General features: G+C 62.6%; 15 protein-coding genes. 6 read left to right on the top strand and 9 right to left on the bottom strand.

Annotated elements, in window-relative coordinates:
• Nucleotides 1-23 precede the first annotated feature (23 nt).
• Together ACMGFL_RS12795 and ACMGFL_RS12790 are read right to left on the bottom strand one after the other, a co-directional pair.
• Nucleotides 24-3,134, bottom strand: coding sequence for a PAS domain S-box protein (locus ACMGFL_RS12795; protein WP_436935923.1), 3,111 nt, complete (start codon nucleotides 3,132-3,134; stop codon nucleotides 24-26).
• 354 nt (nucleotides 3,135-3,488) lie between these two features.
• On the bottom strand, nucleotides 3,489-4,619 hold the full coding sequence (locus tag ACMGFL_RS12790; RefSeq protein ID WP_436935922.1) for an SPFH domain-containing protein: 1,131 nt from the start codon (nucleotides 4,617-4,619) through the stop codon (nucleotides 3,489-3,491).
• 159 nt (nucleotides 4,620-4,778) lie between these two features.
• Here ACMGFL_RS12790 and ACMGFL_RS12785 point away from each other — a divergent pair, with 159 nt between their 5' ends.
• The gene (locus ACMGFL_RS12785) at nucleotides 4,779-5,954 is read left to right on the top strand and encodes an ABC transporter substrate-binding protein (RefSeq protein ID WP_436935921.1); all 1,176 of its coding nucleotides are present in this window, start codon (nucleotides 4,779-4,781) and stop codon (nucleotides 5,952-5,954) included.
• Nucleotides 5,955-5,957: 3 nt separating this feature from the next.
• Here ACMGFL_RS12785 and ACMGFL_RS12780 read toward each other — a convergent pair whose 3' ends face one another.
• From ACMGFL_RS12780 to ACMGFL_RS12770, 3 genes are all read right to left on the bottom strand, one after another.
• Nucleotides 5,958-6,188 (bottom strand): DUF8106 domain-containing protein, encoded by a 231-nt coding sequence (locus ACMGFL_RS12780; protein WP_436935920.1) that lies wholly within the window; start codon nucleotides 6,186-6,188, stop codon nucleotides 5,958-5,960.
• Nucleotides 6,189-6,269: 81 nt separating this feature from the next.
• Nucleotides 6,270-6,662, bottom strand: a complete 393-nt coding sequence (locus ACMGFL_RS12775; RefSeq protein WP_436935919.1) for a universal stress protein — start codon at nucleotides 6,660-6,662, stop codon at nucleotides 6,270-6,272.
• A 164-nt stretch (nucleotides 6,663-6,826) separates the two neighbouring features.
• Nucleotides 6,827-8,077 carry an eIF2B alpha/beta/delta subunit family protein gene (locus ACMGFL_RS12770; RefSeq protein WP_436935918.1) on the bottom strand — a complete coding sequence of 417 codons (1,251 nt, stop codon included), beginning with the start codon at nucleotides 8,075-8,077 and terminating at the stop codon, nucleotides 6,827-6,829.
• Between the two features lie 121 nt (nucleotides 8,078-8,198).
• Between ACMGFL_RS12770 and ACMGFL_RS12765 the strand changes: the two genes are divergently transcribed.
• Complete coding sequence (locus ACMGFL_RS12765) at nucleotides 8,199-8,891, top strand: metallophosphoesterase (protein WP_436935917.1); 693 nt, start codon at nucleotides 8,199-8,201, stop codon at nucleotides 8,889-8,891.
• A gap of 18 nt (nucleotides 8,892-8,909) precedes the next feature.
• On the opposite strand, the gene ACMGFL_RS12760 is transcribed toward ACMGFL_RS12765, so the two are convergent.
• Nucleotides 8,910-10,181 (bottom strand): NAD(P)/FAD-dependent oxidoreductase, encoded by a 1,272-nt coding sequence (locus tag ACMGFL_RS12760; protein WP_436935916.1) that lies wholly within the window; start codon nucleotides 10,179-10,181, stop codon nucleotides 8,910-8,912.
• Nucleotides 10,182-10,259: 78 nt separating this feature from the next.
• Between ACMGFL_RS12760 and ACMGFL_RS12755 the strand changes: the two genes are divergently transcribed.
• From ACMGFL_RS12755 to ACMGFL_RS12745, 3 genes are all read left to right on the top strand, one after another.
• A complete protein-coding gene (locus ACMGFL_RS12755) occupies nucleotides 10,260-11,435 on the top strand; it encodes a threonine synthase (RefSeq protein ID WP_436935915.1) in 1,176 nt (391 codons plus the stop codon).
• Between the two features lie 81 nt (nucleotides 11,436-11,516).
• Nucleotides 11,517-12,368: a shikimate kinase gene (locus tag ACMGFL_RS12750; protein WP_436935914.1), complete on the top strand. Its 852-nt coding sequence runs from the start codon at nucleotides 11,517-11,519 to the stop codon at nucleotides 12,366-12,368.
• Nucleotides 12,361-12,669, top strand: coding sequence for a chorismate mutase (locus ACMGFL_RS12745; protein ID WP_436935913.1), 309 nt, complete (start codon nucleotides 12,361-12,363; stop codon nucleotides 12,667-12,669). Before ACMGFL_RS12750 ends, ACMGFL_RS12745 begins: the two co-directional genes overlap by 8 nt.
• A gap of 194 nt (nucleotides 12,670-12,863) precedes the next feature.
• Here the strand turns inward: ACMGFL_RS12745 and ACMGFL_RS12740 are convergent, their stop codons facing one another.
• From ACMGFL_RS12740 to ACMGFL_RS12730, 3 genes are all read right to left on the bottom strand, one after another.
• Complete coding sequence (locus ACMGFL_RS12740; RefSeq protein WP_436935912.1) at nucleotides 12,864-13,250, bottom strand: PIN domain-containing protein; 387 nt, start codon at nucleotides 13,248-13,250, stop codon at nucleotides 12,864-12,866.
• Nucleotides 13,247-13,492 (bottom strand): AbrB/MazE/SpoVT family DNA-binding domain-containing protein, encoded by a 246-nt coding sequence (locus tag ACMGFL_RS12735; protein WP_436935911.1) that lies wholly within the window; start codon nucleotides 13,490-13,492, stop codon nucleotides 13,247-13,249. The genes ACMGFL_RS12740 and ACMGFL_RS12735 overlap by 4 nt, the downstream gene beginning before the upstream one ends.
• Before the next feature lie 179 nt (nucleotides 13,493-13,671).
• On the bottom strand, nucleotides 13,672-14,106 hold the full coding sequence (locus tag ACMGFL_RS12730; protein ID WP_436935910.1) for an FAD synthase family protein: 435 nt from the start codon (nucleotides 14,104-14,106) through the stop codon (nucleotides 13,672-13,674).
• A gap of 189 nt (nucleotides 14,107-14,295) precedes the next feature.
• Between ACMGFL_RS12730 and han the strand changes: the two genes are divergently transcribed.
• Entirely contained in the window at nucleotides 14,296-16,224 is a 1,929-nt protein-coding gene (gene han, locus ACMGFL_RS12725; protein WP_436935909.1) for a Hef-associated nuclease, read from the top strand.
• Nucleotide 16,225: the final 1 nt, after the last annotated feature.

The following is a 16,225-nucleotide window of genomic DNA, read 5'->3' as shown; positions in this document are numbered from 1 at the left end:
GTAAAGACTCGCAACAAACACTATCAGTCCGTGAACTCGACGTTCGTAATCTCGAATCGCGCCCCACCCTCCGTGCCAGCGGTCACACGAATATCCCAGCCGTGTGCAGTGGCCACTTCGTCGACGATACTCAGTCCGAATCCGGTACCGCCTTCGGCGGTCGAGTAGCCCGCCTCGAAAACCTCGTCACGCTCTGCTTCGGGGATGCCTGGCCCGTCGTCTTCGACGTAGAACCCATGAGCCAGGTTCCCGACGGTGACCGTCGCGTTCTGGCCAGCGTGGTCGACAGCGTTCCGGATCAGATTCTCGAACAGTTGCGCGAGTCGGCTTCGGTTCGCCTGGATCGACTGATCGACACGGATATCGATTGTCGCGTCGGCTGTCTCGACGTTTCGCCAGCAGCTCTGGACGAGGTCTGGGAGGGCGACAGCCTCCACATCGCTGACCTGATTACCTTCACGTGCGAGCGTCAGCAGGTCGTCGATCAGCGCGTTCATCCGGTCGTGTGCCTCTGCGATGCTCTCCAGATGCGGGCTATCACACTCCTCGGCGGCCAGTTCGAGTCGAAGGTCGGCGACGTTGAGCGGATTCCGCAGGTCGTGACTGATCACGCTGGCGAACGCTTCGAGCCGTTCGTTCTGTCGTTCGAGTCGTCGCTCTGTCGCTTTCTGGTCCGTGATATCAATATAGATGCCGAAGTACTCCTCTGTCTCGTCGGAACTGCTGATCGGAACCGACCGGAACAGAAAGTCGCCGGTTCCGTCTGCCGTCTGTCGGCGAACCTCCTGAGTGAGGATCCCGTCCGTGCGAACCTGCTCGTCGATAGTTTCGGCCTCATCTTGCCGGTCGGGCGGGACGATCAGGTCGTTTGACGACGCCCCGATGACGTCGTCGATACGCGCACCGAAGGTGTCCTCGAAGGCCGTGTTGGCTCCGACAAGAATGGGCTCGTCGTTCTCGAACCGGACGTGTGTGATCGGGTCTGGCACCATCTCGAACAGCGCGTTCAACCGGTCACGCTCGGTTTGCACGCGCTGTTCACGATCACGGAGACGTGTTTCACGGTCGACCCGTTCGAGGGCCGCCGTGAGTGCCGTCGCCAGAATATCGAGAAGGGTTTTGTCAGTCGTGTCGAACGCCGCCGGTTCGGTTGCCGAGGCGATAAACACGCCGTACTCCCCGAGCGGATGAACGACCCCACTTCGCACTGGTGTGACTTCGGCTAGACGGCCGTGGTCACGCGTATCGTCGATGGCGAGTGGTTCACCGCTCTCGAAGACACCCCAGACGATCTGTGACCGCGGATCGGACGCTGCAGCCCGGTCGTAGACCGGGGCGTCACCGAGACCGTCTGGCGTCGTGTCGAGAAACGCAACTGAGTCGAGTGTCTGCTGTGAGTCTGCCAACAGGTGGACCCCGCTCAGCGGCGAATCGAGTATCTCTCGGGCCGCATCGACCGCAATCTGGGCGGTTTCCTCCTTCGTGGTCGTATGCATCAGGGCGTGTGTCCGTTGCTGGAGCGCTTCCAGAGCGTCCTCACGCGTCTTCCGCGCTGTAATATCCTGTGAGACTGCCATCACGTGGTCACCGTCCTCGACTGGCAGGGTTTGGATGCGATAGGACCGTCCCTTGTAGGTCTGCTCGAAGACGCTCGATTCGCCCTCGAGGGCGTGCTGTAGCTTCGCTTCCAGTTCCGCCGCAATCGCTTTCGGGTACCGGTCACTGGGTCGCTTACCGATGACATCGTCACTCGACAAGCCCGCATCGGAGAGCCCCTGTCCCCCAGCGAGAACACACGTGAGATCCGAATTATAGAGGAAGACGGCGCCAGCCGGGAAGTGGTCGACGAGTGTTCGATATCGATCTGTCGTCGTTCGGATGTCTGCCTCACGCGCGATGCGGTCGAGCACTGTCGTCGCGTGGGCAGAAAGCGTCTGCGCAAGCGAGAGGTCTGTTTCACCGAACGCGTCGGTCTCGCTGGACCCGATCAGGAGAACGCCGTGCTCTCCGAGGGGGAGAATGATCTCGCTTTTGAGCGCAGTATCCGGATCGAGTCGACCGGATGCCGTCGAGACGTCGTCGTAGACCTGTGAGTCTCCGGTCTCGAACACGTCCCACGCCAGGCTTTCGCCGGGATGGAGTGTCGGTATCGTGCCGACAAGCTCCGCACAGGCATCCGTCCACGCGACGGGAGCTAACCCATCCGCTGTGTCGTCGTAGAGATGGATGGCATTAGCTGGCATATCGAGAACAGACCGGATCGACTCGACGGTGATTTCGCTGACTTCCTGCGGCGTTTCGGCCTGTACGAGTTCACGCGCGGTGCCGTGGAGGTCTTCGATGAGCTGCTCGTGTGTCTTGCGCTCCGTGATATCTCGCGTGTAGATGACGATCCCATCGACGGTGTCAGTGTTCAGTAGATTACGGCCCCGGGCCTCTGCCCAGATCCAGGTGCCGTCGGGTCGTTCGTACCGAAACTCTGTCGAGCGACGGCCGCCGGGGTCTTCGGCTAACTCCGCGAACACCGACATCACGTACTCCTGATCGTCTGGATGGATGGGGGCGAATCCACTCGTCCCGACGAGTTCTTCGGGGGTTCGCACTAGGATCGATTCGGCGGACGGGGTCGCGTACTGAATTGTCGCGTCCGTACCGACAACGAGGATGACGTCAGTCGCCTCCTCGACGAGAACGCGATTGCGCTGCTGGGCCTGTTCGGCCCGAAACTTCTCGACGAGGTTGACGATGCGGTTTGCGAGTACGGCATACTGGTCAGTCCCGCCTTGCTTTTGCAGATAATCGGACACGCCAGCCGAGATCGCGTCACTGGCAATCGCTTCGGAACCCTTCCCGGTGAACAGAATGAACGGGAGGTCCGGGTCGGTCGTTCGGACAGCCTCGAGAAACTCGATGCCGTTCTGCTCGGGCATATCGTAATCTGAGACGATACAGTCGAAGGGTTCAGACGAGAGGCGGTCGAGCGCCTCGCTTGTGCGTGTCGCGGTTTCGACCACGATTCGGTCGTCGGCGCGTTCGAGAAGCGTTGCAGCCACGTCTTGGAAGTCTGGACCATCATCGACGTGGAGCACTCGAATCACCTCGGGTTGGTCGTGATTCGGCAGTGTGGCATTCATTCGTGCGGCCCCTCGATGGGTGGTTGGAGACATCGACACTCATCGGTCGTAACGGCACCGCCGCCGACGTCGAGAGAAAATCGGCATGTGAAGGCGGTCTGTGCAACGACGGTGACAGACAGCGTGGGTTCGGTATCGAAAATTCGAGTCGGATGTTCGGATGCCATGAGTGTGCGATAGGTTCGACGAGTTTCGGAGCCAGTTCGACGGTACCGGGAAGACCGACGGACGTGAACTCGACCGGGAGAGTCAGGTGCGCCGTCGAACGTGTGAGAGTACGCCTGCACGTATTCAGTGAGTCACGCAATAAAAAGATTGGTGAGAGTGCTACGACCGAGCGCCGTATCGTTCGCGTCAGTTTTCGCCGTCGTTGAACTCCGCGCCCGCGGCGTCGTCGATAATCTCGTCCGGGTCCTTGATGTCGGCACGGCTCTCGCCTTCCTTGACCGCCTGTGCCTCCTCTTCCATCTTCTCGAAGTCGACGACCTCCTCCTCGTCGTCGAGTTCGCCGAGAATCTCCTCGATGTCGTCGAGACCGAGCATCTCGCGGGTCTCCTGGTCGAAATCGAGCCCTTCGAGGACGTGACCATCCTCCTTGGTGTCACTGCCCTGCAGGTGTTTGCCGTAGCGACCGACGAGCGAGGTAAGTTCCTGTGGCAACACGAACTTCGTGGACTCGCCTTTGCCGATCTCTTCGAGGGTCTCCATGCCGCGCTCGATGACCGCGCGTTCACCCATCGACTCGGCGGATTTCGCACGCAGCACCGTCGAGATGGCGTCACCCTGCGCTTCGAGGATCTGGCTCTGCTTTTCACCCTGTGCGCGGATGATGTTCGACTGCTTGTCACCCTGTGCCTCCTCGATTGCGCTCCGTCGCTCACCCTGCGCTTCGAGGATCATGGCACGGCGGCGGCGTTCGGCGGAGGTCTGTTGCTCCATGGCCTGCTGGACGTCCTTGGAGGGGTTGACCTCGCGGACCTCGACGGACTCGACGCGGATCCCCCACTCGTCGGTTGGTTCGTCGAGTTCGCGGCGGATCTTCGCGTTTATCTCCTGGCGCTTGTTGAGCGTGTCGTCGAGTTCCATGTCACCGAGTACGGCACGCAGCGTGGTCTGTGCGAGATTCGAGACGGCCTTCTTGTAGTCGTCGACTTCGAGGAAGGCCTTCTCGGCGTCCATCACCTTGATGTAGACGACCGCGTCTGCAGTCACCGGCGAGTTGTCCCGCGTGATCGCTTCCTGCCGGGGCACGTCGAGCGTCTGCGTTCGCATGTCGAACGTGTAGGTTCGTGTCACAAAGGGCAAGACGATGCTCGGCCCGGGTTCGAGCAGACCACGATACTCACCGAACCGGGTGTATGCCCGCTTCTCGTATGCGCGGACGATGACGATGCTCTGATAGGCGGTCACCACCGCGATGAGAAACAGGATGACGGCGACGATCGACCCCACCGGTACGGTTGCTGATGAGAGTGCGATATCCATTACATGCGCCCTTTGGAGCCTCCAGTAAAAAGTGTTTGTCTGCAAACACGGATGCGAGACGAGTGTCCAAGCGCGAAAAAAACGTGCCCGCGTGGGTATCAAATCTCGAAATCGGGCCGAACGCTTAACCTTAGAACACGTGCAACCGGGTGCATAGAGATGCAACACGACAGTCAGCGAGCGAGACGTAACGTCGAACTCGCGCATCACTACGTCGGCGGGGACGGGGCGAGCGCACTCGCGGCACTGCTCGATGGGTACGAGGGAAGCGCCGATTTCACCGTGGACGAAACTCAGTACGACAACCTGCGACTCCAGGTCAAAAGTCGAATTCTGATGGAGGACCCGCCGGACATCTGGACGGGGTTCCCGGGCGGCGAGACCAGACGATACGACGAGGCCGGGGTCGTCGCTGACATCGACGATATCTGGGCGCAGTCGGGGCTGGAGAGTGCCTACCTCCCCGAAGTCGCCGACACGGCACGCATCGACGGGACCTACCGTGCAGTTCCGGTCACAGTACAGCGTCTCAACAACCTCTTTGTCAACGTCAAAACCGCCCGGGAAGGCGAGTTCGAACCCGGAACTGCGTCGGATCCGACCGAACTAGTCGAGCAGTTGCAGGCGTACGCAGACCGGACGGGAAAGCCGGGAATCCTGCTCCCGATGGCGAATCCGTTCACTGTGTTGCAGGTCTGGGAGTTGACGCTGCTCGGCCTCTCGGACGCGGCGACATTCCGGGATGTGACCGGCGGGAACGCCGACCGACATCGGAACGTGATCCAGTCAGCACTCGACCACGTCGTCGAGTTCGCCGAACTCGCGCCGGACGGTGCGCTCTACCGCGATCTGACGGACGCGAATCAGGAGTTCATGAACGGCGGCGCACCGGTGTATCCACAGGGGGACTGGGCGGCAGGCGTGTTCGTGGATACGGATGGATTCACCTACGGCGAGGACTGGACGCAGGTTCCGTTCCCCGGAACCGAAGGGGAGTACGTGATGGTGCTCGACGCCTTCATCCCGTCTGCATCTGCCGACGTCGACGCGGTCCGGCCATTTCTCGAATACGCTGGCTCCGCAGAGGGACAGCGGCGATTCAGCCGCGAGAAGGGGTCACTGCCGGTCCGAAGCGACGCCTCGATGCGCGGCTTTAGCTCCTATGGGCAGGACCAGAAGACGGCCTTCGACAGCGCAGACGAGCGCATCGAGACCATCACACACGGGCTCTCGGTCTCGCCGGAGCAACTCGTCGATTTGAAAGCCGCGATAACGAATCTGATGAACACGTGGGACACAGACGCCGTCGCAGACGAAATTGTCGCTATCTTCTGACTTTCAATCGGCGTTGCAACACTCCATCGCGCCACCGGGTTGCGTGGCCACCGCTGCGCTGTCGGGACGCGAGCTGACCGTCGTCCCGCAGTCGGGGCACTCGTAGTCGACCTGGTTCGCGCGAACGTCGACGAGCCAATCACCGTCGATCCGACTCGCGTGACCACAGTTCGGACAGTAGAGCGTCGTCTTATCGGGTGGCAGATGCTCAGTGGAGGGGGTGTTCGTGGTCATTATCTGATGTAGGGTCCGTTCGACAATAACGGTATCGTTTCTCGAATTTTTCGGTCAGAGCGGGGCTGAAATGCTGATCGATTACTCCGCAGCAGTGTGAAGCACTGGACGCTCGGCATCGAGCAGAACTTTCTGGGAGACACTCCCCAAGAGCGCCTTGCCAGCGGGTGTTCGCTTCCGGCCCGAAACGGAGATGAGATCGACGTCGAGTTCGTCGGCAAACTGGAGGATGGTTTCGGCTGGATCGCCGCTCCGTTCCCGGATTGCGACCTCGATGCCCGCATCTTCGAGAGCGTTTTTCACGGCCCGAACAGACGCGATCTGACTGGCCGATGCGCCCTCTGGATTCTCGCTGAACACGTGCAGAAGCGAGACGTGAGTGTTCTCGGTCACCTCGGACAGGTTGGTGATCGCTTCGACCTGTTTCAGCGCGCGCTGTTCGTCGGCGTCGACGGCGACGAGTATCTCGTACATCATCCCGACAACGGTGTGCCGTCCCGATAATTTTTGTGATGGGAGAGACCCGCGACTGTCGGCCCGAACGGACGACTGGCAGTATTATACTGCTGGCTGTACGTTCGTACAGATATTCGCCACCCCGGGTGGCGAATTTGTTCAAAATGGCACAGCCAGCAGTATCAGCCCCACGACGCGAACGCGGCCAGTTCCTCGGCGATAGCCGGAACCTCCCTGCCGTCCAGTACGCCGCGCTCGGTCACGATGCCGTCGATAGCGGCCGCGTCGGTCACGTCGAAGGTCGGATTCACCACCGAGATGGGCATGTTCCCATCGTACACCTCCGCCGGGTCTCGCGGTTCGAGGTCGACCGTTCCCTCCGGATCGATCTTGTCCGTCGCCGCGACGGCGTACACGTCGATATCCTCGCGCGTGGCGACTGTCGCCGCCGCCCGGGTTCCGACCTTGTTCACGACCGACCCGTCGGGGAGAATGCTGTCTGCGCCGACGAGAAGCGTCGAGACAGATTCGGTGGCGAGTTCGTAGCCGAAGGCGGCGTCCGTGGTGAGCGTGACCGTCGTCTGGTCTGCGAACGTCTCCGCGACGCCGAGGCCTTCTCGCCCCGGCCGAGATTCGGCGACCAGCAGCGACTCTGGTGTGGCTTCGGTCAGTACCTGCCTGACCGTCCCCGAGCGCGACAGCGTCGCGACAGCCGTTCCGTCGATCAGTTCCGCGGCTGTGTGTGCTGCGTCCCTATCCGCGTGCCGTGCGTGGGCGAGTTGGTCCGCCGCGGCCGCCTCGACGGCGTGGGGCGTCCGGTCGTCTGCAGTTGCCACCGCTCGATTGACGCGGTTTGCGAGTACCGTCATCGACGGCCGAGCGTCGCGAAGATTCCGGGCGACAGCTGCGATCGCTTCGAAGTCGTCCCCAGCGTCGGTTTCGGCCCGCAGCCCTGCCTCGTCACGAAGCACGGCGAGCGCCCGGTAGGAAATCGTTGTAGAGCCATGCTCGGTATCTGCCGCGATGGTCTCGGCGGTCGGACGAACACGGTCGTAGGATGCCCACAGGTCGGGAACAGTTTCGCGTCGGAGGATTTCGGTCGGGCTGACCCACTCGAACTCGCTCGTTTCCCAGTTTGTCGCCACCGCACGGGTGGGACTCTCGAAGAGGTACGGGTGAACGCGCCAGTGCGTTCCTCGCTTCTCGTCGACAACATCGAAGGGATCGCCAACACGGACCAGCGTCGTCCCGTCGGGGTCGATACCCGTCTCTTCGCGAAGTTCGGTTCGCGCCGCCCGGTCGGGGTCACCCTCGGCGTGGCCCGCTACAGCGCCCCACTGACCGGCGTAGGAGCCGACATCGTCGCTGCGGCGGAGCAACAGCACTTCGTCCCGGTGTCTGAGAAAGACGGTGACGACGGAACGCTGTTCCATACCTCCGTTTGGTCGCCGGTCAGTATGTATCTGTCCTGAGAGAATGCGGTCAGTCAGACAGATCACGACGCCACGCGAGTCTCGTCGTCACGCCTATCAGCGTCGGGACCCCAGACGCGGTATGGACGCGTTCTCGGATGTGGTCTTCAGAGACCGTGCCGTCTTCCTCGACGGGACGCTCGTCCTCGCCGACCTGCACGTCGGGCAAGGCGTGACCTCGAACGTCGAGTTTCCCGTCGGCGACGGGGCGGACATGGTCGACCGCTTCGAGACGCTCTGTGACCACTTCGACCCCGAGGAGGTGGTCGTCGCTGGCGACCTGTTACACTCCTTCGACGGCGTGCCGCGACTGGCGGAGTCGACGCTCGGCGGACTACAGTCGGCGGCAGACGCCGCTGGCGTCCGCATCGTCGTCACGCCGGGGAACCACGACACGATGCTCGACACCGTCTGGTCGGGACCGACGACCCCAGAGCATCGCCTCGACGGGACAGTCGTCTGTCACGGCCACGTCGAACCGACCGAGGATGCAACGCGGTACGTAATCGGACACGACCACCCGACGATCACTATCGAAGGACAGCGCCGACCCTGCTATCTCGTCGGGGAGGGAACCTACGAGGGCAGCGACGTGCTCATGCTCCCGTCGTTCAATCGCCTCGTCAGCGGCGTCGAGATAAACGACATGCGAAGCCGGGAGTTCATGTCACCGCTCCTGAGAGACATCGGGTCCATGGCCCCGCACGTGCTCGACCCGGAGACTGGCGAACCGCTCGCCTTTCCGCCACTCGGGGAGTTCAGAAGCCAGCTATAGTGTCCCGTAGCGTTCTGCTCAGCGGTCGTCCGTCGAATCGCTGACCGCGCTCGCGGCCCGGACGCCGCTTTGTATTGCGCCCTGGATCGACGACCACGCGGTGTAATCGCCAGCGAGATAGACGGGGCCGTCGGGCGCGTCGACGGCGGGAAGCGAGTCGCGAAAGCCGGGCGGTTGCGCGAACTGGGCGAACTCGATTCGGTCGGTTCGCAGAAGTTCCAGATCCGCGAAACTATTCTCCGGGTACCACGCCGCCAGCGCGTCGCGCACCTCCTCGGCAAGTGCCTCGTCGTCCGCGTCCTGCTCACCGAGGAAGGTTGCACTCAGCAGGTGGTATCTGTCGGGCGCGTAGGACGGTGCGGCGTCGGTCATCGGTGCGACCTGATTCGGGCGCTCGTCGTCGGCGTTGAGAACGAGTCGCCCCCCAGTGTCGAGTTGCTGACTCCGGGGCACAGAGAACTGCTGTGTCACGCAGGCGCGCCCCTCGGTCGGGATGGACTCGACGCCGGTCAACTCGCGAGCGGAGCGAGGATCGGTCGCAACGACAACAGCATCCGCCCGCACAGTTTCGCTCGCCGTCTCGACGGATGCTTGCTCGTCGTCGGCGCGAACGTCGGTCACGGTTCTGTCGGTTTCGATGGTCCCGCCTGCGTTTCGTGCGCGTGTTGCGAGTTGGTCGGGGATTGCGCCCATCCCCTCAGCGGGAAGTGCCGCTTCACAGTCGAGCAGCATCTTGAAGGTGTACTCGAAGACAAACCGGGAACTCGACAGCGACCGGTCCAGCGTGATCCCGCCGTAGAAGGGCGCGAAAAAGCGGTCACGGAACTGCTCCGAGAAGCCTCTCTCTGCGAGATAGTCGGCAATCGTCTGGTCGTCGTGGTCGAGCAGTTCGGAGACGGGGGCCCGGTCGAGTTCCCGACGTAACCAGAGGACGCGGATGGCATCGCCGAGCGTGACGTTGTGGTTGAGCAGTGTCGGGACGAGCGCGCGCGGGTCCCGAAACGGGTCGGCGAGCGCCGACCGCTCGCCCGGCCGCGCCAGCGTCGCGCCGGGCCGAAAGGTTCCAAGCGACAGCGCATCCAGGTCGAGTTCTGACTGAACTGCGGGATAGGCGGGAAAGAGCACCTGAAATCCCCGGTCGAAGGTGAATCCGTCGTCGTGGGTCGTCCGAACCCGGCCGCCGACGGTCGGTTCGCGCTCGAACAGCGTCACGTCGGCCCCCGCCATAGCGAGTCTGCGAGCGGTGACGAGTCCGGCGAGGCCGCCACCGACGACAGCGACAGCGGTCATACCTCTTCTGTGTGTCCGAGGACCAAAACGCCTGCGAGGTGACGACAGGGCTTAGTCGCCGGAAGTCCACGCGCCGGTATGGAGACGACCGACGCGTTCGCTGGCCTGCGCTGTCTGGACTGTGCCGAGCAGTTCGACCCGGTGTCGACGACACACCGCTGTCCCGACTGCGGAGGGACGCTCGAACCAACCTACGGAAGTGACGAACTCGCAACCGCGACCGAATCGATGCCTGACGAGCCGCGCGGAATCGCAGATTTTGCACCCGTCCTCCCGGTTCCCGCCGACTCGCTCCTCACGACCGGCGAGGCGGCGACGCCGCGAATCGACTGTCCGGATCTGGCTGACGAGTTCGGTGTCGGCGGCGTGGGATTCAAAGCCGAGGGCTGTAACCCGACCGGTGGTGTCATCGACCGCGGGATGGCCGTCGCTGTCTCGGTGGCCCGAGAACACGGGGCGGATGAGGTCGCACTTCCGACCACCGGCAACGGCGGGCAGTCGGCGGCCGCCTACGCCTCCCGTGCGGGGCTTGACTCACACTCGTTTGCACCCTCGCGGACCCCGTTTGCCAACAAGGCGATGATAAACGTCCACGGCGGCGAGATGACGGTCGTCGGCGGCAGATACTCCGACGCGCGCGAGGCGTTCGAGTCGGCGGCGTCCGACCACTACTCGCTTGCGCCCTTCGCGACGCCGTACCGTCACGAGGGGATCAAGACACTCGCGTACGAACTCCACCTCGATGCCGAACCGACGCCGGACGCAGTCGTCTGTCCGACCGGCCACGGCGGGACCCTCGTGGGCATCTACAAGGGCTTTCGTGAGTTGGCGACGGCGGGAGCAATCGAGTCGATTCCACACCTGTACGCCGCGCAGGCCGCGGGATGTGATCCGATCGCAGCGGCGTGGGAGCGCGGCGCCCGCACGCACGACCCGGTCGACCATCCAGATACGATCTGTGGTCCGCTCGAAATCCCCGATCCGGCCGGTGGCTCGTACGTCCTGAACGCGCTCGAAACGACCGGCGGCGCAGCGGTCGCCGTCGAGGACGAGGCGATCCTCGAAGCGGCCGTCTCACGCTCTGGCGCGGGCGTTCCGACGAGTGCGACCGGCGGAACAGCAGTCGCCGCGACGCGACGACTCGCAGACCAGGGCGCCTTCGAGCCGAACGAGACGGTCGTGCTCGTCGATCCGGCGACCGCAAACCGCGAAGCCGACATCCTCCGGAGTCATCTGATGAAACAGGGGATCTAGCGACACTGTCAGATTCCGCCCGAACGTCGGGACACAGAGATCACCACAGGTATATACGGCGCTGTGGGAAGCATAGACACGATGGACGGTCAGGCACGCGCACCCGCGGCCGGGACGGTGTTGAACGCGCTCGCGACGGGAACAGGGTCGGCCTTTGCCATCGACGAGTACGTCACCGCGACCGTCTCGCTGGCGGAGGGTTCTGTCGAGGGAACGGTCGCCGGGCAGGCGGATGCGGACACGCGACTCATCGAGCGGTGTGTCGAGCGCGTGACCGACCGGTTCGGATCCGGGGAAGGCGGAACCGTTCGCACGGACAGCGAGGTGCCGATGGCGTCGGGGCTGAAATCGTCGAGTGCGGCGGCAAACGCCACCGTCATGGCGACGCTCGACGCGCTCGACGCTGCCGACGAGATATCTCGCGAGGAGGCCGCCCGGATCGGCGTCGCGGCCGCACGCGACGTCGGTGTGACCGTCACCGGCGCGTTCGACGATGCGAGCGCGAGCATGCTCGGCGGCGTGACAGTGACGGATAATACGGCGGACGAACTGCTCGCCCGCGAGACGCGCTCGTGGGACGTGCTCGTCTGGACGCCGCCGGAGCGCGCCTACAGCGCAGATGCAGATGTCGAACGATGTCGGGCGGTCGCGTCGATGGCCGAACTGGTTGCGGACCTCGCGCTCGATGGAAACTACGAGCAGGCGATGACGGTCAACGGTCTCGCCTTCTGTGCCGCACTGGGCTTCGATCCGGAGCCGATGGTCGAAGCGATGGAGACCACCGCGGGTGTCTCCCTTTCCGGCACCGGCCCGAGTTTCGTCGCCGTCGGCCAGCGGGAGCGACTCGAATCGCTCGAATCGGTGTGGGCAAGGCGGGACGGGCGGACGCTGCTGACACGGACCCAGACAGAGGGAACGCTCATCGATGACTGAAACCAACAAATCCGCCGGGCTCGACCCGGAGGACATGTCTCTTGAGGAACTGCGCGAAGAGATACGCGATATCGACCACGAAATCGTGGAACTGATCGCCCGGCGAACCTACGTCGCTGACACCATCGCCGAAGTGAAGGCGACGCGGGACCTGCCGACCACGGACGAACAGCAGGAACAGCGTGTGATGGACCGGGCGGGCGAAAATGCAGAGCAGTTCGACGTCGACGCGAATCTCGTCAAGGCCATCTTTCGACTTCTGATCGAGTTGAACAAAGTGGAGCAACGTGAGTCGAGGTAGGCGAAATACGAACTTTTCACGGGCTCTATCGGGCGCTCATCGATGAGAAGCTGGATTCTGAACAGTATTCAGTGGGTCTGACGTTCGAGCAGCAGACGGAAGACGAGAGTCGGCGCACGTTAGGGCATTCAACCACGACAACCGCTACGAGTACCACGCTTCGTTCAGAAAGTACTGTGTTCCCCTGTCCAGAGTCACTCCTCGTCGTTCGGTTCGAGTGGAACTCGTTCTACCTCGATGTCTTCGTAGTCTTTCTCGGAAGAGAGTACGTCCATCCCTCGCGTTTCCGCAGTCGCTGCGTGGAACGCATCGAGTGGCGTCATTCCCTCGTCGTAGTAGTTGACGGCTTTCAGAACTATCTGTTTCTCTTCCTCGTTCCGCACAGGGACGAGTTCGAGCAGGTTCGCCACCAGCGGAACGTAGTCGAACTCGTAGCGTTCCCGGGCCAGGAGGAGTTCGAGATACGAGAACGGTGACGTTTCGATGTCGTATTCGACAATAGCGTCCTCTGCAGAGCCCTGTAACCAATCAGTGTCCTTGGCGAGTGCGAGTAAGAAATCCGTCTCGACGTACACCGTCATCTGTCGCTGCCGGCTTCCTCTGCCTCGTCTTTCGCCTCCACCTCGATGTCCTCCCGAATGTTCTCGACTGATGTATCGTGAAGCTCGCCTGCCGCCTCGCGGACAGCGGCGAGTGGGTCGTCAGCCACCGGGATCAGCTCGATTCTATCCTCGTACATAACGATATGATACTTTTGGCCGTACTTCTCGCGCACCTCTTTCGGGATGTACAGCCGTCCCTGCGCATCCGTCTCTGTTGACATAGATGCGACTATGTTACCACGGAAAAAGAATCTTACCACTAACGCGTGGGTGATGGTTTCCATCAAAGTAATTCAGTAGCGCGTACGGTGGAACTCACCTATTTGAACAAGGTGAAGCAGGGCGAGAGTCGGTAACTACATCCGGCCCAAAAGCAGTCCGGCAGTCGCTCGGTGAGCGTTCAGTCCCGCGGTCGCTCTTCGAGGATCCGGTCGATGATGTCCCGCGTCGAGAGCAGTTCCCCATCGAACTGTGGAGTGCGAGCAGAGGCCCGATGGAGGTCACAGTCGATCCCGCGGCGGTCGAGTTCGGCTTCGAGTGCGTCTGTGTCGTGGTGCTGGTCGTGGCCGAGAACGATGACATCGGGGCTGATCTTCTCGATTGGAACGAAGATGTCGTCGGGATGGCCCAGATGTGCCTCGTCGACGGGGGCGAGTGCTGCAACCATCTCGGTGCGCTGTCGGTCCGGGATGACGGGACCGGGCTTGTGTGTCACGTTCGGTGTCCGTGAGACGATGACGTGAAGATCGTCGCCGAGTTCGGCTGCTTCCTCGAGATAATGTACGTGGCCAGGGTGAAGAATGTCGAACGTCCCCTGCGCGACGACCCGAGTCATGTCTGTGTACTCGACTGCTCGATGACGTCCGTCGACGGCCGTGTTCGCTCGCTCGTGTACGCGGATGGCAAACGGCAGGACGGCCGAACCAGTTCCATACACGGCGTTCGGAACCCGGCCTTTCTAAGCGTTCCGGCTGGACGGCGGGGATATCGAAGCTTAAAAACGGACCAGTGTCCAAAACAGGGTATGACTCCATCTCACGGTACCGGAGAAAACGGTGCCGCACGTGCGGATTCATCCGATAGCGACGGGGAGACGGTCGTCTACGACCTCGACCCGGGCTGTACGATAGACGATATCGAAGCGGACACCCCGTATCGCGCGACTGTCAACGGCGTCGTCGAGTACGGCGTCTTCGTCGACCTCTCGGAGAACGTCTCCGGACTCGTCCACACCTCGAATCTCACCGACAGCTACGAGGTCGGCGAGACGCTCGTCGTCGAACTCGGCGAGGTTCGCGAGAACGGCGACGTAAGCTTCGTCGAGGCCCGCGTCGACGACCCGGCGTACCGACAGGTCGGGGCCGGAACGAGCGTCGACGCCGGGTCACTCGGCGAGCACACCGGCGAGCGTGTCAACGTCGTCGGCCGTGTCGTTCAGATAAAGCAGACGGGCGGGCCGACCATCTTCCAAGTCCGCATCGAGGGCGGCGTCGTCCCCTGCGTGGCCTTCGAGGACGCCGGTGTCCGAGCCTTTCCGGAGGTCGAACTCGACGATATCGTTCGGGCGACCGGAACTCTCGAAGAACGGGACGAGTACACGCAACTCGAAGTCGACCGACTACAGCGACTCGACGGCGAAGGGCGACACCAGGCCATCGAATCGCTCGAAGCCGACGAGACGGGGAGCGAAGCCGCCTCAGTCGAACCGCTGGTCGAGTGGCCAGCCTTCGAGAAGCTCTCCGAGGACCTCCAGATGGTCGCATCACGGCTGCGCGAGGCAGTGCTGAACGGGCGGCCGATCCGGATCCGACATCACGCAGACGGCGACGGACTCTGTGCGGGCGTCCCCCTGCAGTATTCGCTCGAACAGTTCATCGACGAAACGTGGGAGGACCCCCAGTCGTCCCGGCATCTGATCAAGCGACTGCCGAGTAAGGCGCCGTTTTACGAACTCGAAGACGTCACCCGGGACCTGAACTTCGCGCTGGAGAGTCGGAAGCGCCACGGACAGAAGCTCCCGCTCTTTCTGATGCTCGACAACGGGAGCACGGCGGAGGACACGCCCGCCTATCGAAACCTCGCACACTACGACGTGCCGATTCTCGTCGTCGACCACCATCATCCCGACCCCGAGGCAGTCGAAGACCTCGTCGAGACACACGTCAACCCCTACATGTACGGCGAGGATTACCGGATCACGACGGGGATGATGTCGGTCGCTATCGCCCGGATGATCAGCCCGGAGATCACAGACGAGATTCGCCACGTCCCCGCCGTTGCGGGGCTTGCGGACCGCTCGGAAGCCGACGCCATGTCGGATTATCTCGAACTCGCACGCGAAGAGGGATACGATACGAACCGTCTGCGAGCGGTCGGCGAAGCACTCGATTACGCCACCTACTGGCTGCGCTACAGCGCTGGCCGGGAGTTCGTCAACGACCTGTTGAACGTCAACTGCACCGACCGCGGCCGCCACGAGCAACTCGTCGACCTCCTCTCGGAGCGTGCAGAGCGCGACGTCGAGACCCAACTCGATGCGGCGATGGAACACGTCACCCACGAGCGACTCGACAACGGCGCACACCTGTACCGCCTCGACGTGGAGCGCCACGCCAAGCGCTTCACCTACCCTGCGCCCGGCAAAACCACGGGCAAGATCCACGACCGGAAGGTCGAGGAAACTGGCGACCCAGTAATCACGATCGGATTCGGCCCGGACTTTGCCGTCTTGCGCTCTGACGGCGTCCGACTCGATATCCCCGAGTTCGTCTCTGAACTTCAGGAAGAAGTCCCCGGCGGTGGCGTCAGCGGCGGCGGCCACCTCGTCGTCGGGTCGATCAAGTTCGTCAAGGGGATGCGCACACGCGTCATCGACGCACTCGTCGAGAAGATGGCGGAAGCCGAAATCGACGAGGAACTCGGCAGTTCGGCTGTTCTCGCCGACGAAGACTGAT

The organism is Halovenus marina (assembly GCF_051414115.1).
GTDB classification, from domain to species: Archaea; Halobacteriota; Halobacteria; order Halobacteriales; family Haloarculaceae; genus Halovenus; species Halovenus marina.
The sequence above is the reverse complement of the archived record's forward strand: the minus strand, read 5'-3'. Positions and strand labels throughout refer to the sequence as shown.